Here is a 21977-nt window from a genome sequence, read left to right as displayed (position 1 = left end):
GCGAAGGTGAAGATGAAGAAATCGCTATCAAAACTATCGAAGAAGTACTACGTGCGCAAAAAGTCATCGCATAGATATCATAATAATTAAGGAAGATGCCTTTTGGTGTCTTCTTTTTTTCTACCAAAGGAGAAGAAAACATGAATGATAATATTGAAAAGAATGTAAATCGTTGGCTAAACAGCCCAAATCTTGATCCAAAGCTAAAAGAAGAATTGTTAAAAATGGATGAGAAAGCTAAAATAGATGCTTTCTATACGAACATTGAGTTTGGAACAGCTGGTATGCGTGGTGTACTAGGTGCAGGTACAAATAAAATTAATATTCATACAATTCGTAAAGCAAATGCTGGATTCGCAGGATACATTGCGTTTTTTGGCGAAGAAGCCTGTCAGCGTGGAGTAGCAATTGGCTATGATAATCGTCATATGTCTAAAGAGTTTGCTATGGATTCTGCACGTGTGTTAGCTACATATAATATTCAGTCATATGTATTTGAAAGTTTAAGACCAACCCCTGAACTTTCATTTGCAGTTCGTACATTAAATTGTTTTGGTGGTATTATGATTACTGCTTCGCATAATCCAAAAGAATATAATGGTTATAAACTTTATGATGAAAAGGGATGTCAACTTGTACCAGCACTAGCAAGTCAAGTCATTAGTCGAGTAAATGCGATTGAAGATGAGTTATCAATAGAAGCTAATCCAACTGCTGAACAAGAAAAACTTATTCATATCATTGGTGAAGAGATTGATACAAAATATATTGAAGCAGTATTAGGTATTCAATTAAATAAAGAAATTGAAAAGGATATTAAAATTGTATTTTCTCCTGAACATGGAACTGCTAATATACCAGTTCGTACAATCTATGATAAAGCAGGATATAATTGTATTCCAGTACTTGAACAATGTGATCCTGATCCTGATTTCTCTAATACTAAAACACCAAATCCTGAAGAAGCAGGCGCTTATGAGTTAGCTCTTGAGTATGCAAAGAAGAATGATGCTGATATTATCCTTGTTTGTGATCCTGATGCTGATAGAATGGGTGTTGGTGTTAAGCAAGGGAATGAATATGTTGTCTTAACTGGTAATCAATCAGGTGCTATTTTAATTGAATATATTTTTAGTCAATTAAAACTACAAAATAAAATGCCAAGTAATGCCGTAATGTTTAATACTGTTGTTACTGGTGACTTAGGGGAAAAGATTGCTGATAGTTATCATGTACAAACAGAAAAAACTTTAACAGGATTTAAGTTCATTGGTGAAAAAGTAGCTAAATATGAAATTAATCATGATAAAGAATACGTGTTTGGGTATGAAGAAAGTTATGGTTCTCTAGTTTCTCCATTTGTGCGCGATAAAGATGCACAACAAGCTTGCTTAATGCTTGCAGAAGCTGCTGCCTACTACAAACAACAAGGAAAGACATTAGTTGATGTATTGCATGAGTTATATGCTAAATTAGGATTCTATGATGAATCACAAGTTTCTATTACACTTGCTGGGCAAGAAGGTGCGATGAAGATAAAACAAATAATTTCTTCATTACGTGAAAATAGATTACTAGAAATTGCCGGGCAAAAAGTAATTGCTTGGGAAGACTATGGAACATTAGAAAAGGCAATTGATGGTAAGATTGAAAAACTTGAAGGATTTACACCATCTGATGTTTTGAAATATTACTTAGAAGATGGTAGCTGGATTGCTGTACGTCCTAGTGGTACTGAGCCTAAGTGTAAGATTTACTTCTGTGTTAAGGGAACAAGTATGGAAGATTCTAAAACAAAAGCAGCGTTATACCACAAAGTAATGAAAGAGATTACTGCTTAAAAAACAATAATGGATTAATCGAATGATTAATAAAATTTAGATTAGATAGAGATGATATATTCTAGTAAAGTAGAGTATATCGTCTTTTTTTAGAAAATTGTTTTAGTAAAACCTATAATGATAATGATTATTGCAAATTTTAATATGATTTTACTACTGAAAATGGTAAAATAGAACTATATTTAGGGAGGTATTTATGACCTACACAACAATAATAGAGAGCTTTCATCAAGGGCACTCAGTAGACGCCTATCGGCTATTTGGTGCTCATTTTTGCTATGAAGCAGAAGAGGGTGTTAGATTTACAGTTTATGCTCCTCATGCAAAATCAGTTGAGGTGATTGGTGGTTTCAATAAATGGGATGGTAAAGACCATATTATGGAACGCACTACTGATACAGGGATTTGGAGTCTATTTGTTCCTAGTGTTAAAGAATGGGAAACATATAAGTATCGTATAACTGATTGGAATGGAGGCAAGCATGATAAAGCGGATCCATTTGCGTTTTATAGCGAAACTAGACCACAGACGGCTTCTAAAATAATTCAATTAGATGATTTGAAGTGGAAAGATCAAAAATGGATGAAACATCGTTCAAAGAACTTTGATCAACCTATGCATATTTATGAAGTGCATGCAGGTTCTTGGAAACGTTATGAGGATGGTAACTGTTTTAACTATTCGGAATTAGCATTACAATTAATTCCTTATGTTAAGGAACATGGATTTACACATATAGAATTAATGCCGCTAAATGAACATCCATTTGATGGCTCATGGGGATATCAAGCTAATGGATATTTCTCATGTACCTCACGATATGGTAATCCTAAAGATTTTGCGGAGTTTGTAAATGAATGTCATAAAAATGAAATTGGTGTAATTTTAGATATGGTTCCTGTTCATTTTGTTAAGGATGATCATGGATTAAGAGAATTTGATGGTAAAGCGTTATATGAGTATAAAAATCCAAGTGATGCTAATAGCCAATGGGGAACATGTAACTTTGACTTAAGTAATGAAGAGGTAAGATCATTCTTGATTAGTAGCGCTGCATTTTGGTGTGATATTTATCACATTGATGGTATTCGCATTGATGCAGTTGCAAATATGATTTTTTGGGAAGGAAATAAAGATCGAGGAACAAATGAAGGTGCTATTGCATTTATTCGTAGATTAAATTATTACTTGAATAAAACATATCCTGAAGTTATGTTGATTGCTGAGGATAGTAGTGATTATCCGAAAGTGACACAACCTATCTTGGATATGGGACTTGGCTTTGATTATAAGTGGGATTTAGGTTGGATGAATGATACTTTAAGTTATTATGCAAGAGATCCTATTTATCGTAAATATCATCATAATAATCTATCATTCTCAATGGCTTATTTCTATTCTGAGAGGTTTATTATGCCACTATCTCATGATGAAGTGGTCCATGGTAAAAAAACCATTGTAGATCGTATGTGGGGAGATTATGATCAAAAATTCTCACAAGTGCGAAATCTATATATTTATATGATGACTCATCCAGGTAAAAAATTAAACTTCATGGGTAATGAATTAGGAATGTTTAGAGAGTTTGATGAAGCAAGAGAATGTGATTGGTTCTTATTGACTTATCCTCGTCATGATAGTTTCTTACATTATTTTGAAGATTTAAATAAAATCTACTTACATCATTCATCATTAAGTAAATATGATTATGACATAAATGGATTTAGATGGATTGATGCAAATAATGAAGAGTTAAGTATTTATTCATATTATCGAGAAGATGAAAATGAAGTATTACTTACTGTGTTAAATATGACACCAGTTGCACATGAAGATTTTAAATTGGGTGTTCCATATAAAGGTACTTATACTGAGTTAATTAATTCAGAACGTGATATCTATGATGGATGTAACATGTGTAACTTTAAACCTATTCGTAGTAAAAAAGGTAAACTTAATAATCTTGAAAATACAATTTCAATTCGATTAGCGCCTTTTGGAGCAGTTGTCTTTAGATTGGATAAATCTAAATTAGTACCTGAAAAAAAACCAACAAAAAAACAAATAAAAAAGTAGATAAGGGGTAATCGAAGAATGTTTAAGAGTAAAGAAGAGTTTATACAAGAATTTGAATTAAGAATTGCGGAAATGTATGGTCGTTCAATTCAACAATCACATCGTACAGAAAAGTATATGGCACTGGGAGAGATGGTGCGTGAATATGCAAGTCTTAATTGGAAATCATCAAAAGAAAAAGTCGCAAAAAATGAAGATAAGCAAATGTTTTATTTTTCAATGGAATTCTTAATCGGACGTTTATTAACTAACAATTTAATGAATTTAGGAATTTATAACATTGTAAAAGATGGATTAAATGAGTTAGGTATTGATATTAATGAATTAGAAGATTTAGAATCTGATGCAGGATTAGGTAATGGTGGTTTAGGGCGTCTTGCGGCGTGTTTCTTAGATTCATTAGCATCACTTCGCTTACCTGGTAATGGTAACTGTATTCGCTATCAATATGGATTATTTAGACAAAAAATTGATGGTGATGGTAATCAAGTAGAAGTTCCAGATCAATGGTTGAAATTAGGTAATGTTTGGGAAGTGCGTAAACCTAAACATGCTGTAGATATTAAGTTTTGGGGACATGTAAATGTGTCTCAAGATGAACATGGTCATTTTGTATTTGATCATGTAGATGCTGAACACATTACGGCAGTTCCTTATGATATGCCTATAGTTGGTAGAGGAACAGATGAAACTAATACATTGCGTTTGTGGTCTGCTGAAGCAAGCGATATCATTCCAGCTAATAAAGATTTCCGTAAATATTTGGCAGAAGTGCAAGAAATATGTTTGAATGTATATCCTGATGATTCAACTCCTGAAGGGAAAATTTTACGTTTAAAACAACAATATTTCTTTGTATGTGCTGGTTTAAATGCAATTATACGTGCACATTTACGTGTTTATCCAAATCTTGATAACCTAGCTGATAAAGTTGCGATTCAATTAAATGATACGCATCCAGTACTTGCTATACCTGAACTAATGAGAATTTTAATGGATGAATATCATTACGAATGGATGGATGCGTGGAATATTGTTACAAAGGTAATGGCTTATACAAATCATACAATTTTACAAGAAGCATTAGAAAAATGGCCAGTAGATTATGTACGTAATTTATTACCACGTATCTATATGATTATTGAAGAAATTGATGCTCGCTTCCAAAATAAAGTTGCTCGTGAATATCCAAGAGATAATGATATGGCATCACGTGTTGCGATTATTCGTGATAATCAAGTACACATGGCTAATATCGCTGTTATTGGAAGTCATAGCATTAATGGAGTTGCAAAAATACATAGTGAAATTATCCAACAAGATTTATTCAAAGATTTTGTTAAAATTTATCCTGAACGTTTTAATAATAAAACAAATGGTATAACTCAAAGAAGATGGTTGTATTATTCTAATCCACAATTAACTGATTTAATTTCGGATACTATTGGTGATAAATTCTTATCTGATTTTGATCATATTGAAGAATTAATGAAACATGTTGATGATTCAAAACTACAAGAAAATTTCTTAAAAGTTAAACAAGAACGCAAAGGAATTTTAACGAAAGTTATTAAAGATAAAACAGGAATCGAAGTTAATCCTAATACAATATTTGATGTTCAAGCAAAAAGACTACATGCTTATAAACGTCAATTATTAAATGTATTGCATATTATATATCAATATCAACGTTTGAAGAGTGACCCTACATATACAATTGAACCACGTACATATATCTTTGCTGCTAAAGCAGCACCAGCATATGTATTTGCTAAAAAAGTTATAAAGTTAATTAACAAATTATCAGCAGTTATTAATTCGGATCCTACTGTAAATGATAAAATCAAGGTCGTATTTATACCTAATTATAGCGTTTCAATTGCTGAGGTATTGATGAATGCTGCGGATGTTTCTGAGCAAATATCTACTGCAGGAAAAGAAGCAAGTGGAACTGGTAATATGAAGTTCATGATGAACGGAGCAATTACATTAGGAACACTTGATGGAGCGAATGTTGAAATCGATAATTTAGTTGGTAGAGATAATGATGTAATATTTGGATTAACAGTTGATGAAGTTCAAGCGTTAAAACCATTCTATCAAGCGAGAAATTATTACGAGAGTGATTTAAGAATTAAAAATGCAGTGGATTCATTAATTAATGGTACATGGTCAAATAATCATGAAGAGTTTAAAATTATATATGATGAATTACTATATCGTAATGATGAATACTTATTATTAGCAGATTTTGATGCATATGTTAAGGCACAAGAAAAGGTTGAAGAAAAGTATAGAGACAAAACTGGTTGGGCTAAATCTTGTCTAGTGAATATCGCAAAATCAGGATTCTTCTCATCAGATAGAACTATTAAACAATATGCTGAAGATATTTGGCATATTCATCAAGTTAAAATTTAATAAGTAAGCTGTAGCCAAAAAAGTTACAGCTTTTTATATTGACAAGTAAACTAGGCAAGTGTATATTAATAATGACAAGAATACTTGTCATATCGAAAGGAGTTCATATGCCTCTTAAGAATAAAGTGAAAGATTACCGAACTGCGGCAGGAATTAACCAACAAGAGTTTGGTAGACTCGTTGGAGTATCGCGACAAACAATAAGTTCTATAGAATGCGGGGATTATCATCCAAGCGTACTTGTAGCATTAAAAATAGCAAAAATATTAAATACAACGGTAGAGGATGTATTTGAATTCGTGGAGGATGGAAATGAATAGTAGAAGAAAAGCTTTTTATCGCTATCTATGGATAACGGTGATATCTGCAATTATTGGAGGTGTTGCTGGGTATATGGGAATAATAAGTAGGGAGTCTGATTGGAATTATGAGGGAGTTTTAAAAACGATACCCGTGTTTCTTTGCACACTCTTATTAATTGTGATAGTAGTTTTGATGATAATAACAATAATAAAGTATTTTAAAGCAAAAAAATATGTGAAGCTGTCAAATGATGAAGATGAAGAAATTTATCTTTTAGCAGATAAAGAGTTATCAATGGTTAGTTCATTAAATACTATTGGGCAAATTGTTGGTATGATTTCGATAGGATTAGTGATTCCAATGATGATATTTTGGGAACCAAATGACTCAAAATTCATTGGGATATACTCAATGATATTAGGTATGGCGGTAGTTGTTGCTTTCATTCTCTATGTGATTATATCGACTTGCTTACAAGTAAAGACAGTTGATTTAATAAAGAAAATATATCCTGAGAAAAAGGGGTATGCATTAGAGAAAAAATTTGAAGATGTTTGGTTAGAATCGGCTGATGAAAACGAAAGAAAAAAAATTGGTGAAGCAAGTTATTATTCGTTTCGAATAACACAAAAATGGTTTTCATGGATTATGGTTATAGCGTTATTTATAGGTATGTTTTTACCAGAATCATATATTTTTATAATATTGATTGGAACAGTTTGGATCGTGCAAACAATAAGCTATCTAAAAAAAAGTAGAGAATTAGAATTTAAGAGAAAATGAGGAATATGATGGAAACAATTTTAAAAGTTGAAAGACTAAAGAAAACATTTACTCTTTCGAAAAAACAAATGAAATTAGAAAAAACAAAAAGTAAAAAGAAAGTTGCAGTGAATGGTATTTCTTTCGAAGCATATCGTGGTGAAATATTTGGCTTACTAGGGCCTAATGGTGCAGGGAAGACAACAACATTACGTATGCTAGCAACATTAATTAGACCAGATGCAGGAGATGCATTCATTGATGGATATAGTATCGTAAAACAGGCAAGTGATGTAAGAGGAAAGATAGGATTTCTTACAAGTGAATTAAAACTTGAAGATTTCTTTACTCCAAATTACTTATTTGATTTCTTTAGTAATTTATATGGTGTTAATACTGAAACATGTAGACAAAGAAAAGCGTATTTATTTAAACGATTTGGTATTGATGAATTCGCAGAAGTTAAAGTAGAAAATTTATCAACAGGTATGAAGCAAAAAGTGTCTATTGTTATTTCACTTGTAAATGATCCTGATATTATTATCTTTGATGAACCCACAAATGGGTTGGATATCTTAACTGCAAAAGTTGTTACAGACTTCTTATTAGAACTAAAAAAACAAGGGAAGAGTATTATTGTATCAACACATATTTTTAGCCTAGTAGAGAAAATATGTGATCGTGTAGGTATTGTGATTAATGGTGAAATGGTGTGTGTAGATACATTGAAAAATGTCCAAAATGGTAAAACAATGGAAGAAAGATTCTTTGAAATCTTTGAAGCAAATGGAGGACATATAGATGCGTAATATACTTACAATTATAAAGAAAGAACTTGCACGTTTTTTCAAAGATAAAAAGCTAGTCTTTAGTACAGTACTATTTCCAGGATTAATGATTTATTTATTATATTCTTTTATGGGAAGTGGATTTTTAAATAAAATGGAAGGTGATGAGACTTATATTCCAAAAGTTTATGTAAGTGAAATGCCATCCGTAATTGAGCCAATGTTTATTGAGACGCAATTTGATTATAAAGGTTTTGAAAAAAATGAATTAGATACAATTTTAACGCAAATTGAGGATAAAGAAATTGATGTTGCAATTATTTTTCCAAGTGAATTTGAGGCAGATGTTGAAGAACGTTCTAGTATACCAAATATTGAGATTTATTATAACTCAACAAAAACAGATTCCATTAGTGCTTATAGAGTTATTGAAACAGTCTTAAACCAATATGAAAACTCATTATCTAATGTTTTTGATATCAATAATACACAAGATGTTATTTATGATCTAGCTTCAGAAAAAGATTTAACTGGTGAACTTTTCTCAATGATGTTGCCAATGCTTCTTATGATTTTTATCTTTAGTGGATGTATGGGAATTGCTCCAGAATCTATTGCAGGTGAAAAAGAAAGAGGTACAATTGCAACCTTACTTGTTACACCAATGAAACGTAGTGAACTTGCGATTGGTAAAATTATTAGTTTAAGTATTATTTCTTTGCTTTCAGGATTATCTAGTTTCTTAGGAACGATTTTATCATTACCAAAATTATATGGTAATCAAATGGATGGAGTAAACGCAATGGCTTATTCGATGATGGATTATGCTATATTGTTGTTAATTATTTTATCTAGTATTCTAATAATTATCTCACTTATTTCGATAATTTCAGCTTATTCAAAAAGTGTTAAAGAAGCATCAACTGCAATTATGCCTTTAATGATAATTGTTATGTTGATTGGAATAAGCTCAATGATGATTGGCGAAAAAGGTCCAGCATTGATTACTGCGTTAATACCTCTTTATAATAATGTAGCATGTATGAATGGGATCTTTGGATTTAGTTTAAATACAACGTATTTCATTATTACACTAGTTGCTAATTTGGTTTATACTTTTATATTTGTATATGTTCTTGCAAGAATGTTTAATAATGAAAAGTGTATGTTTTAAATTTAGATTATTTAACGAAATATGCCTATAATTTGGGCATATTTTTGTTTTCCCAATTTTGTTTAGGTCTTTAAAATAAAATGTTATAATATTGGTAATTAGCGAGGTTAGTTATGAGACAAGATAGAAGTATAGAAGCTTTTTTAGATGATTATGGTAAAGCCACTGTTTTAGTGTCACATCGATTTTATCAAGGTAAAGTAGAATCGTTTTATATTAAAGATATGCAAGGTAATTGTAATGATTGCATTATTCGTAGTGTTGTAAATCATGGCGATTATACGCAGTATGATTGTACAGTTCCAGCTGAACTTAAAATAGGTGATGAGTATATACTTGTCGATAATCATGGATTGCAATCTATATTGCAATATAGATTTATCGTACGTACAAGAATGTTTGATGAAACATTTAAGTATGATGGAAATGATTTAGGGAATCGCTATACAGAAAAATATAGCGAATTTGCATTGTGGGCACCAACTGCACATCGTGTTGAATGTTTACTACATATTGATGGACACGAAAAAATATATATAATGAAACGTAGTGATTTTGGCGTTTATCGTTTAACAATTCATGAAAACTTAAAAAATGCAACGTATGTTTATTTAGTTCATGTTAATGGAGAGGTTTATCAAACGACGGATCCTTATGCTATTTCATGTAATTCTAACGGAACTAGAAGTGCGATTCTTGATCCAAAAGAATTTGTTAGTTTTAAAGAAAACAATTGTCCAGCATTTGAGCATCCAGTAGATGCGATATTATATGAATGCAGTATTCGAGATATGACTTCAAGTAGTACAAGTGGTGCTAAAAAACAAGGTAAGTATGAAGGTTTTATTGAGCGTAATACGAAAAATAATGGACGTGCTACTGGCTTTGATTATATTCGATTATTAGGTGTAACTCATGTGCAATTAATGCCGGTATATGATTTTGCGACTGTTGATGAAGACCAACCTAATCGCCAATATAATTGGGGATATGATCCATTGAATTATTTTTGTCCAGAAGGGTCATATAGTATTAAACCAAACGATCCATTAATGCGTGTAAATGAATTAAGAAAAATAGTAAGTTCATTACATGAAGTTGGTTTAAGAGTTAATTTAGATTTAGTATTAAATCATCATTATGATTTATCAAAATCGAATTTGAGTAACACAGTTCCGTATTATTATTTTAGATATCATGACAATGGTTCATTATCTAATGGCTCATTCTGTGGAAATGATACAGATAGTTGCCGTGCGATGATGAGAAAGTATATGATTGATAATATTAAAATGTGGATGAATGTCTATGATGTCGATGGATTCCGTTTTGATTTAATGGGAATAATAGATGTAGATACAATGAATGAAATTGTTAGAGCTGCTAAAAAAATTAAATCAAACGCAATGATCTATGGTGAAGGATGGAATCTACCTACATATTTGAGTGATGAAAATAAAGCTTGTATTAGTAATAATGCAAAGATGCCTGAAGTAGGTCATTTTAATGATTATTTTAGGGATTCAATAAAAGGTAAATCATCAGAAGGGGATTCCTTTTTAAAGGGATATTGTACAGGTGATGGCGATTTAAGATTTAATGTAGCTAATAGTTTTACAGGGAATGTAAAAACTGAAAATTCAGTTAAGATATTTCAAGAGCCTCAACAATCAATAAACTATGTTGAATGTCATGATAATCAAACATCGTGGGATAAACTAAAAGATTGTTGTAAGGAAGATACTAGAGAAATACGATTACGTAAACATAAAATGTTGATTGCGAGTGTATTGTTTTCGCAAGGAGTACCTTTCTTGCATGCAGGTCAAGAATTTTGCAGAACTAAATTAGGTTATCATAATTCGTATAATCTTCCAGATTCAATCAATCAAATGGATTGGGATAGAATGATACGTTATGAGGATATTGTACAATACACAAGAACATGTATATTACTTCGTAAAAAGTTTGAAGCATTTAGATTGCGTACTACAAAAGAAATTGATGAAAAAATTAGTTTTGAATATATGGATGCGAATATTTTAGCGATTAATATTAGACATAATGAATCTAAGTGGAATTGTTCAGGTATGAAAATTATTCTTAACCCATTTGGAGTAGATAGACAGTTTCATTTTGATGAACAATGTACAGTTTTATTAGATGAAAATGGCTTAGTTAAAAAGCTAATTAGTTCGCAAGATATTCAAATTAAATCGTATAGTTTACTTGTATGTGCAATAATGTAAGAGTAAAATGATAAGGAGGGTTTAGCCCTCTTTATTAGTTATAGGAGAAAAATATGGGATTTTTAACAAATTTAATTAACAGTGAACAAAGACATTATTCAAAGGCACAAAAACTTCAAGAAAAAGTATTGAGGTTTGAAGAAGTAATGGCTAATTGTTCTGATGAAGAACTAAAAGAAAAAACAGTTGAATATAAAAATAGATTAGCATCAGGTGCATCTCTAGAGGACTTATTACCAGAAGCATTTGCAACATGTAGAGAAGCAGCAAAACGTGTATTAGGTGAATTTCCATATCCAGTACAAATTCTGGGTGGCGTATTATTGCATTTTGGTGATGTTGCAGAAATGAAAACAGGTGAAGGTAAAACTTTAACAGCAACTATGCCAATATATTTAAATGCGTTACAAGGTAAAGGTGCGCATGTAATTACAGTAAATGAATATCTTGCATCACGTGATGCTGAGTGGATGGGTGAGGTATATCGTTTCTTAGGATTAACTGTAGGTGTTAACTTGCATAATCTATCATTTGAACAAAAGAAAGCAGTTTATCAATGTGATATTACATATTCAACAAACTCTGAACTAGGATTTGATTATTTACGTGATAACATGGCTAAATCGTTTGAAGGAAGAGTACAACGTGGATTACATTATGCAATTATTGATGAAGTTGATTCTGTTCTTATTGATGAATCTCGAACACCATTAATTTTATCAGGTTGGGGTGATCAATTATCACCTTACTATATGAAAGCTGATGCGTTTGCAAAGAGTTGTAAACGTGATCGCGATGTAGAAATTATTTTAGAAGATAATGCAGTTCAATTAACTGATGCAGGAATGAAAAAAGCGGAACAAGCATTTAACATGGATCATTTGTATGGTTCAGAAAACGCTGAATTAATTCATTACTTACAAAATGCGTTGCGTGCGAATTTCTTGATGTCAAAAGATGTTGAGTATGTTGTACAAGAAGATGAAATAGTTTTAGTTGACCAGTTCACTGGAAGAAAGATGGAAGGTCGTGAATTTTCTGATGGCTTACATCAAGCAATTCAAGCAAAAGAAAATGTTGGAATTAAAATTGAAAATAAAACTTTAGCTACAATTACTTATCAAAATTTCTTTAGATTATATAGTAAGTTATCAGGTATGACAGGTACTGCGAAAACAGAGGAACAAGAATTCTTAAATACATATAATATGCGTGTATATGCAATTCCTACAAATCGTGAAATTAAACGTGTTGATTATCCAGATGCGGTATTTAAAACTAAGCGTGAAAAATATGAAGCAATATTAAATGAAGTAGTTAGTTTATATGAAAAAGGACAACCGGTATTAGTCGGAACTATAAGTATTGGTATGAGTGAAAACCTATCGGAACTATTAAAGAAAAAAGGGATTCCACATCAAGTGTTGAATGCGAAAGAAGATGCAAAGGAAGCGCATATTGTCGCAAATGCAGGTCAAAGAAAAACAGTAACTATCGCAACAAATATGGCAGGTCGTGGTACGGATATTAAACTTGGTGAGGGTGTATTGGATCTAGGTGGATTAGTTGTATTAGGAAGCGAAAGACATGAATCAAAACGTATTGATAATCAATTGCGTGGACGTTCTGGTCGTCAAGGAGATCCTGGATATTCTCGTTTCTTTGTTTCAATGGAAGATGATTTAGTTGAAAAGTTTGCGACTGATTATATGAAAGAAACAATTGAAGATTTTAAAGCAGATAAAGTAGCAGAAGATAAAATGCGTAAATTAATTGATGCAATTCAAGAAAGAGCGGAAGGGTTACATTTTGATTCTCGTAAGAACGTATTAGAGTTTGATGATGTTCTTATGGAACAACGACGTATTATTTATTCTCAACGTGATGAAATATTAGGAATGAATGATATACAAGATTTAATTCAAAGTTTATATTCACGTGTTATTGAAAAGCATGCGATTAATTATGGGCAAGATAAAACAAATCAAAACCGTATTGCGATGCATGAACATTTGAAACGTTTAAAGGTATCGGAAGAAGCAATTGAAAATGGATTTAATAATATAGATAAAGCTAATAAGATATGGCTTGAAGATGCATTGAAGAATTATGCAACTGCATATCCTAATAATACAGAGATTGAAAAAGTAGTATTTTTAACAGTGTTAGATAATCAATGGATGGATCATGTTGATAATATGGATAGACTTAAGAAGGGTATTTTCTTACGTCAATATGCATCGATTAAACCAATTGATGCATATAAGGGAGAATCGATTGAGCGTTTTGAAAATATGATGGATAATATCACTGAACAAACAGTCTATACATTAACAAGTCAACCTGAACAAGGGGAAGTGGAATAGATGTTTGTAATATTCGGTACAAAAATAACGCAAAAAATTTTAGGATATGAAAAGAAGATTCGTTGTGGTAGATGCAATAATGTTACACCATGGCAAATTGTCAAAGTAACTAATTGGTTTTCATTATTCTTTATTCCTATTTTTCCTTTATCAACAAAGTATTATGAAATTTGTCCAATATGTCATGGAGCTACACCAATAACAAAATCAGAAGCAGAAGCATTGATTGTTAATGAGGTAGAATAAAATTCTAAACAGAGGTATTGTAATGAATAAAAAAATAAATATATTAATTGTATTAACATGTTTATTGCTTACGGGTTGTAGTAAGAAAGAAACATTGGAAGTTACTGAAGAAAACATTATAGTGGTATCATCAGAAATTGCGAAAGCATTTCAAGATGGAAATTATTCTGAAGTGTATAATGTTTTAAATAAGGAATCTAAAAAAGATGTTACTAAAGATAAAATCAAATCAGGATGGGATTCTATTATTAGTGATGCGGGTACATTTAATTCGATGGATGTTAAGGCTTATCGTCCAGATGATCGTGATTTAGGGTATGTTATTTTTGATTATGAAAATAAGACAATTAAATTATCGTTAAGGTTCGATGATAAGATGAATGTAGAGCGTATGAATATCAATGAAGTACATAAGATAGTTGAAGCAATTGAAACGGAAGATTTTATTGAGAGTAATGTTCAAGTTGGATATGGAAATATGCTTGATGGTATGTTAACACTTCCAAAGGGAGTAGATAATCCTCCGGTTGTAATACTATTACAGGGTTCAGGATCATCAAATCTTAATGAAGAAATTTTGGTAAATAAACCTTTTGAAGATTTAGCTCATGGGTTAGCTAAACAAGGTATTGCTTCCATTCGCTATGATAAACGATATTACGCATATCCTGAATGGGATTCAATACGAGAAGTATCGCTTGCATGGGAATATTTCAATGACTTCTCAGCAGTTGTTCATCAATTAGAGGATATGCCAGTAAATCACAATGAAATATATTTAATAGGACATAGCCAAGGTGGAGTGTTAGCACCAAGACTTGCGTATGAGCACCCAGAGATTAAAGGGTTTATTTCTTTAGCAGGATCTGTTAGAGGACTTGAAGAGGTTATTAAGGATCAACAAATAAATGCATTATTAGCTCAAGGATTTACAATGGATGAGTTAAGTGGTCAAATAAAATCTATTGATGACAATATCGCAAAGATACAATCGTTAACAAAAGAAACAGCTGATGATTATGTAATATGGAATTTACCGCTTACATATTGGTATGAATTAAACCAATCTCGTGCTAAAATTTATGCAAATGAATTACAGTGTGATATGTTGATTCTACAAGGAGAAGAAGATTTCCAAGTCTTTGTGGATTCTGATTATGTAGAATGGCAAAAACTATTTGAAGGAATGGATAATGTTCAATTTAGATCATATCCTGGCTTGAATCATTTATTTATGCCATCAATAGAAGGTACAACAGCAGATTATGAGGTACCTGCACATATAGATGATTCAGTAATTAAAGATATTACTAGCTGGATACAAAATCGTAAGCTAGTTAAGGAGGAAAAGAAATGAATAAGAAATTAATGAAGAACTATGCCAAACTAGTTGTAAAAGTAGGTCTTAATCTACAAAAAGGTCAAGATGTTGAAATTATTATTTCACCAAGAAATGCAGAATTTGCACGTTGTTTAGTTGAAGAATGTTACCGTGCTAAAGCTAGAAAAGTTGATGTTGATTTCCAAGATGATGTAATTAAGAAACTTAAATTTAAACATCAATCAGTTGCGACTTTAAGCAAGTTCGAAAAATATGAAGAAGAGAAATTTAAAAATAGAGTTGAAACACTTCCTTGCCGTATTTTTATTGAGGATCAAGATCCTGACTTTATGAATGGTGTTAATCCAGAAAAATTCTCTAAAGTAATGCAAGCTAGATATCCGTTTATTAAGCCTTACTCTGATGCGATGGATAATCGTTATCAATGGGTTATCGTAGCAATGCCTTCAGTTGAATGGGCAAGAAAAGTATTCCCAAATGTATCGGATGATGAAGCATTTAAATTACTTGAAGATGCAATTATTCATTGTACTCGTTTAGAGGGTGATCCTATTGCAAATTGGGAAAAACATGTTAAAACATTAGAAACAAAAGCTCGCAAAATGAATCGTTATAAATTTGATTCGTTAACATACTCTTCTAAAAATGGTACAAACTTTACGATTGGATTGCATCCAAAACATGTTTGGTTAAGTGCAAGTGAAAATACTTTAGGTGGCATTGAATTTGTAGCGAATATGCCAACTGAAGAAGTATTTACGATGCCTGATAAATATCGTGTTGATGGAGTAGTACATTCTACTAAATCATTATCTTATCAAGGTAATTTAATTGAAGATTTTACAATTCAATTTAAAAAAGGTAAAGCAGTTAAAGTTAAGGCTAAAGTAGGACAAGAGTATTTACAAGAAATGATTAAAATGGATAAAGCTGCTGCTTATTTAGGTGAAGTGGCATTAGTTCCATTTAATTCACCAATAAATGAAACAGGAATTATGTTTCATAATACATTGTTTGATGAAAATGCTTGTTGTCACTTAGCATTTGGTATGGCTTTTAAGAACAATATAAAAGGTTATGAAAAAATGAGTGAAGAAGATTTTGTTTCAGAAAATTATAATGATTCAATGATTCATGTTGATTTTATGATTGGCAGTGAAGATTTAAATATTGTAGGTACTACAAAAGATGGAAAGAAAATTACTGTCTTTAAAGAAGGCAATTGGGCAATTTAAGAGTTCTTCGGAACTCTTTTTCTTATGATTTGTAGAAGATTTACCTGTTTTTGAATTGTTGAAGGAAAATAATATGGTAAAAAGTACGATTTTGAATGAATTTATGACTATGTCTTGGTATAATAACCATATAAACTTTTGGGGGACACGATGAACATTTCTTGGGATGCGATATTAGGTGGTTTCGGCCTATTTATATTCGGAATTAAGTTTATGGGCGATGGACTGAAGAGTCTAGCTGGCGATAAACTAAGAGAATATATTGATAAGTACACGACAAAGCCGTTTTTGGCTGTTATGATTGGAGCGGTAATTACTGTAGTAATTCAATCTTCATCTGCGACTACAGCTATTACAATTGGGTTAGTACGTGCAGGGTTAATGAAACTTGAACAAGCAGCAGGTATTGTTATGGGTGCCAATATTGGTACTACTATCACAGCTTTTATTATCGGTTTAAAGGTTGAACGTTTTGCCTTATTCTTTGTTTTTGCAGGAGCTTTGATCTTATGCTTTGGTAATAAAAAGAAATTACATTATTTAGGGCAAGTTATTTTGGGATTTGGGTTCTTATTTTATGGATTAAAAATTATGGGTGATGCATTAAAAGTGTTAAAAGATATCCCTGAATTCATTTCATTTACACAACTTGCAGGTGAACAACCAATTTTAGCATTACTTGCTAGTACAATTATGACAGGTATATTACAATCGTCATCAGCAGTAATTGGAGTTGTACAAAAAATATATGAAGCTGGTGGTATGCCACTGATGGCAGCTATAGCGTTTGTATTTGGTTCAAATATTGGTACTACTATTACTGGTATCTTTGCAGCAATAGGTGGGTCATTAGCGGCAAAACGAACAGCTGGGGTACATACCTTATTTAATGTTATTGGTACAATCATTGGTATGATTTTATTGGTTCCATATGTTCATGTAGTAATATATCTAACAGGAATATTTAATCTATCGCCAATGATGCAGATAGCGGTAGCTCATATTATATTTAACGTAGTAACAACAATTATATTCTTCCCATTCTTGAAACAAATGTGTGCATTGATTAGGAAGATTATTCCAGGTAATGAACCTGAAAAGATGGATGTTAATATTGATGGATTGTCGGATGTATTACCACACACATTACCAAGTACGGCATTGAATGTAGTTAAAGAAATTATTTCTAAAATGTCTAAAGTTGTGGAGAGAAATGTAAAAGATTCTCAAAACTATTTAAATAATCCAAAGGCTAGTGGTGAAGAGTTAGAAAACATCCATCAAGCAGAGAGCTTAATCAATAGTATGGATAGAAAAATTGTTGACTACTTGTTGCTTATTTCTAAAGAAGAATTAACAGAGTCTGATTTCAAAGAATATAATTTAAATTTACAAGTGGTTAAAAACTTAGAACGTATTGGTGATTTAACAGTAAATTTAGTTGAATTCTATGAAATGGTTAAGGATGATCGTTCTAATTTTACAAAAGAAGCTGTTACAGAATTAAATTCAATGTATGAACTTTTCTATCATATGTTAAATAGTGCTAAAGATATCTATGTTGAAAAAGATTATGCACGATATGAAGCATTATTAGAAGATGAAAATTATATGGATTTATTAGAATATGAATCAAGACAAAGACACTTTGAAAGAATGCGTGATGGCAAATGTTCATCAATGGTTTCAGGATCTGTGTATTGTGATATCTTAAGTAATATGGAACGTATGGCTGACCATTGTTGCAATATTGCGAAAGCAGTTTTTGTTGATAAAAAATAAACCATCGTAAGATGGTTTTCTTATAATTAGGAGGATTCTATGTTTATAAATACTTGGACACCATTTTTAAAGGAAGAATTTGAAAAAGATTATTTTAAAAAGTTATCCGCATTTGTACATGATGAATATGAACATAAACATATTTATCCTATAAAACAACATGTGTTTGCTGCTTTTGAGAATACTGATTTTAATGATGTTAAGGTTGTTATACTTGGTCAAGATCCTTATCATCAACCTAATCAAGCGCATGGAATGTGTTTTTCAGTTCAAAAAGGTATAAAGATACCACCTAGTTTGTTAAACATTTATAAAGAATTGCAAAATGATTTAGATATACCAATTGCAAATCATGGTTATTTAATGTCTTGGGCAAAACAAGGAGTGTTTTTGTTGAATACAATTTTGACAGTTGAAGATTCAAAACCACTATCACATAAGGGTAAAGGTTGGGAAGTATTTACAGATGAAGTTATTCGTAAATTAAATGGTAGAAACAAACCAATGGTCTTTATTTTATGGGGTAGAAATGCGCGTGATAAAAAGTCATTAATCACAAATAAGAATCATTTAGTATTAGAAGCATCTCATCCTTCTCCACTATCAGCACACACTGGCTTCTTTGATTCAAAACCATTTTCTAAGAGTAATCAATTTTTAATTAATAATAATGAAAAACCTATTCAATGGAAAATAGAGGATTGATATGTTTACGACATGTGATGAAGCAGTAGATTGGATTACAAGTAGAAGAAACTTATCGTTGGGAATTGAATCATTTCGTAGTTTAATGAGTGAATTGGATAATCCTCAAGATAAAATACCATCTATTCATGTAGCAGGTACAAATGGTAAGGGTAGTACTTGTACTTTTATTAAAGATTGTTTAATGGAGGCAGGATATAAAGTTGCGACATTTACTTCTCCTCACTTAATCAAGCATCAAGATCGTATTCGTATTAATGGTGATTGGATTAGTGATGATGATTTTTTAGATTTGGTAAATGAATATCAAGCAGTTATTGAAACACACGAATTAAATATGTTTGAGATAGATTTTCTTTTAGCTTGTCTATATTTTATTAGACAGCATGTTGATATCATGATTATAGAAGTTGGATTAGGTGGTAGACTTGATTGTACCAATAGCATGCATCAACCAATGATAAGTATTATTACATCAATCGGATTAGATCATATGGAGTATTTAGGCGATACAAAAGAGAAGATTGCGGTTGAAAAGGCAGGTATCATCAAACAAAATGGTGTTTGTATTGTTGGTGATGTTGAGCAAAATAGCATGTGTGAAATAGTAAATATTGGTAAAAGAGTTAATGCAAAAGTATTACCAGTGGAAAAGTATACCAAAATTAGTGAAGATAAATTTATTGTATTAGAGAATGAATATACAATAAAAAGTAAAGCATCATACCAAATGAAGAATGCAACATTAGCAATAACCGCACTATTGTCATTGAAAAACAGTAATAAAATTAATATTGATGAAATGATGATTCAAAAAGGTATTAGTAAGAGTGTGTGGGAGGGTAGATTTGAAAAAATTTTTGATAAACCTCTGGTTATCTTAGATGGAGCACATAATGAAGATGGTATTGATGCTTTAGCTGAAGCTGTTAAAATATGTCAAAAACCATGGGTGTTTGTATTCTCAGCACTTAAAGATAAACAAACATATAATATGGTTAAAAAGCTAGATGATGTTGCTGATAAGGTTATTGTGACTCAATTTGATTTTTATCGGGTTAAATCATGTGAGGAATTACAAATTAATAAGAATATAGAATGCATTAAAGATAAAATGATAGCAATAAAAAAAGGGATGAGTCTTGTTGGTAAAAATGGTACACTAATCATATGTGGTTCACTTTATTTTATAAGTGAAGTTAGAGAAGAATTAAAAAAGAGGGGTATTAATAATGAATGATGATTTAAAAAAGATGGAACAGGTTAGAATTAATGCAATATTTTGGAGTTTTGGCGCTGTTACATTAGGTGTTTTAATTGCAATCATTAACTTATTTGTTAGTAATTCTGGTTTATTCATGAGTGGTTTAATTATCATGATTACTGGATTGGTAATAGGTAGTAAGAAGACTCAATATTATCGTAGAAAATTTAAAGAAGTTTTTATTCGTGATTTATTTAAAAAAGAATTTAATGAAAATGTTTATATCAATTGGGATGGAATGGATTTACTAGAGATTGAAGATGCTTTTGTGATTCCTGTAGGAAATTCAAATCGTAGTGATGATGAAATAATTTTTGATTATAAAGGTGTGAAAATAAGAAGGAGCGATGTATTGACTGAAAAAGTAGTTAATACTGGGAAAACACGTTCAACAGTAAGATTATTTAAAGGACAATATATGATTTTCTCTTTTCCTAAAGAGATTAAGGGATTTACAGTTATTAAAGATAATGAATGGCTTGATTCTAAGCCAGGGGGTATATTAAGTGGAGCTCCTGATACTGAAAGAGTAAAAATGGAAAGTGTTGAGTTTAATGAGCAGTTTGCAGTGTTCTCTAATGATCCTCAAGAAGCGTTTTACCTATTAACTCCACAGTTAATGGAAATATTATTGGATTTTAGAAAGACTTATGGTGTTGAGGTTTATTTTGGATTCGTGAGAAATGAATTTCATGTGGCAATTAATTCTGATGAAAACTTATTTGAACCAGCATTATTAAAACCAGTCACTAAAGTGTCAGTAGATATTTATAATAATGATATAGCAAGAATGAAAAGGATTGTTGAGCAATTAGAATTAATTAAAGAGGAGAATTAAGATGATGTGGTATGTAATTGGGATTGTTGTTATTCTTCTAGTAGTTATAATAAGTATTTACAATAGTATTAAAATTGCGAAGATTAAAGTTGAAGAAGGCTTATCGGGAATAGATGTAGCGTTAAGTAAACGTTATGATACGTTAATAAATTTAGTGGAAGTAGTAAAGGGTTATGCAAAACATGAAACAGAAACGCTTGAAAAAGTAATTGAAGCAAGAAAAGATATGAGTATTAAAGAAAAGGCGAATATTGGTAACCAATATGGACAAACACAATCAAAGTTATTTGCAATTGCTGAAGGGTATCCTGATTTAAAAGCAAATACCAACTTCTTGCAGTTACAAAATTCAATTGTTGATGTTGAAGAGCATCTTCAAGCAGCAAGACGTTTGTATAATGCGAATGTTGCTAGTTACAATGAAAAACTAGTAGTTTTTCCTAGTAATATGATTGCTTCGATGATGAATGAGTCTAAAGTTGAGTATTTTCAAACTGATGAAGAATCTAAAAACAATGTATCAATAGCGATATAGAGGGTAAGTTGTTAAAAACTTTCTCTCTTTTTCTTTAAAATGAGAAAAC

At 31.1% G+C, this 21977-nt stretch carries 17 protein-coding genes; all 17 read left to right on the top strand.

Annotated features, from left to right (window positions below):
* The first annotated feature begins 140 nt into the window (after positions 1-140).
* The 17 genes from RR430_RS06045 (at position 141) to RR430_RS05965 (ending at position 21928) form a co-directional block, all read left to right on the top strand.
* Complete coding sequence (locus RR430_RS06045; protein ID WP_332487281.1) at positions 141-1841, top strand: phospho-sugar mutase; 1701 nt, start codon at positions 141-143, stop codon at positions 1839-1841.
* A gap of 196 nt (positions 1842-2037) precedes the next feature.
* The gene (glgB, locus tag RR430_RS06040; protein WP_332487280.1) at positions 2038-3918 is read left to right on the top strand and encodes a 1,4-alpha-glucan branching protein GlgB; all 1881 of its coding nucleotides are present in this window, start codon (positions 2038-2040) and stop codon (positions 3916-3918) included.
* A gap of 18 nt (positions 3919-3936) precedes the next feature.
* Positions 3937-6339 (top strand): glycogen/starch/alpha-glucan phosphorylase, encoded by a 2403-nt coding sequence (locus RR430_RS06035; RefSeq protein WP_332508781.1) that lies wholly within the window; start codon positions 3937-3939, stop codon positions 6337-6339.
* A 71-nt stretch (positions 6340-6410) separates the two neighbouring features.
* Complete coding sequence (locus RR430_RS06030; RefSeq protein ID WP_332508780.1) at positions 6411-6659, top strand: helix-turn-helix transcriptional regulator; 249 nt, start codon at positions 6411-6413, stop codon at positions 6657-6659.
* Positions 6652-7425 carry a DUF3169 family protein gene (locus RR430_RS06025; RefSeq protein ID WP_332508779.1) on the top strand — a complete coding sequence of 258 codons (774 nt, stop codon included), beginning with the start codon at positions 6652-6654 and terminating at the stop codon, positions 7423-7425. Before RR430_RS06030 ends, RR430_RS06025 begins: the two co-directional genes overlap by 8 nt.
* Before the next feature lie 8 nt (positions 7426-7433).
* On the top strand, positions 7434-8213 hold the full coding sequence (locus RR430_RS06020; RefSeq protein WP_332487275.1) for an ABC transporter ATP-binding protein: 780 nt from the start codon (positions 7434-7436) through the stop codon (positions 8211-8213).
* Complete coding sequence (locus RR430_RS06015; protein WP_332487273.1) at positions 8206-9366, top strand: ABC transporter permease; 1161 nt, start codon at positions 8206-8208, stop codon at positions 9364-9366. Before RR430_RS06020 ends, RR430_RS06015 begins: the two co-directional genes overlap by 8 nt.
* A 113-nt stretch (positions 9367-9479) precedes the next feature.
* The gene (pulA, locus tag RR430_RS06010; RefSeq protein ID WP_332487272.1) at positions 9480-11615 is read left to right on the top strand and encodes a type I pullulanase; all 2136 of its coding nucleotides are present in this window, start codon (positions 9480-9482) and stop codon (positions 11613-11615) included.
* A gap of 53 nt (positions 11616-11668) precedes the next feature.
* Positions 11669-13981 (top strand): preprotein translocase subunit SecA, encoded by a 2313-nt coding sequence (gene secA, locus RR430_RS06005; RefSeq protein ID WP_332487270.1) that lies wholly within the window; start codon positions 11669-11671, stop codon positions 13979-13981.
* A complete protein-coding gene (locus RR430_RS06000) occupies positions 13982-14227 on the top strand; it encodes a zinc-ribbon domain-containing protein (protein WP_332487269.1) in 246 nt (81 codons plus the stop codon).
* A gap of 22 nt (positions 14228-14249) precedes the next feature.
* Positions 14250-15584: an alpha/beta hydrolase gene (locus RR430_RS05995; protein ID WP_332487268.1), complete on the top strand. Its 1335-nt coding sequence runs from the start codon at positions 14250-14252 to the stop codon at positions 15582-15584.
* Positions 15581-16804, top strand: a complete 1224-nt coding sequence (locus RR430_RS05990) for an aminopeptidase (RefSeq protein ID WP_332487266.1) — start codon at positions 15581-15583, stop codon at positions 16802-16804. The genes RR430_RS05995 and RR430_RS05990 overlap by 4 nt, the downstream gene beginning before the upstream one ends.
* A gap of 150 nt (positions 16805-16954) precedes the next feature.
* Positions 16955-18586 (top strand): Na/Pi cotransporter family protein, encoded by a 1632-nt coding sequence (locus tag RR430_RS05985; RefSeq protein WP_332487265.1) that lies wholly within the window; start codon positions 16955-16957, stop codon positions 18584-18586.
* A 39-nt stretch (positions 18587-18625) separates the two neighbouring features.
* Entirely contained in the window at positions 18626-19291 is a 666-nt protein-coding gene (locus RR430_RS05980; protein WP_332487264.1) for a uracil-DNA glycosylase, read from the top strand.
* A 1-nt stretch (position 19292) separates the two neighbouring features.
* A complete protein-coding gene (locus RR430_RS05975) occupies positions 19293-20531 on the top strand; it encodes a bifunctional folylpolyglutamate synthase/dihydrofolate synthase (RefSeq protein WP_332487263.1) in 1239 nt (412 codons plus the stop codon).
* On the top strand, positions 20524-21393 hold the full coding sequence (locus tag RR430_RS05970) for a DUF3137 domain-containing protein (RefSeq protein ID WP_332487262.1): 870 nt from the start codon (positions 20524-20526) through the stop codon (positions 21391-21393). The genes RR430_RS05975 and RR430_RS05970 overlap by 8 nt, the downstream gene beginning before the upstream one ends.
* Position 21394: 1 nt before the next feature.
* Complete coding sequence (locus RR430_RS05965) at positions 21395-21928, top strand: LemA family protein (RefSeq protein WP_332487261.1); 534 nt, start codon at positions 21395-21397, stop codon at positions 21926-21928.
* Positions 21929-21977 lie beyond the last annotated feature (49 nt).

Source organism: Anaerorhabdus sp., assembly GCF_036641015.1.
GTDB lineage: Bacteria > Bacillota_I > Bacilli_A > Erysipelotrichales > Erysipelotrichaceae > Anaerorhabdus.
The sequence above is the reverse complement of the archived record's forward strand: the minus strand, read 5'-3'. Positions and strand labels throughout refer to the sequence as shown.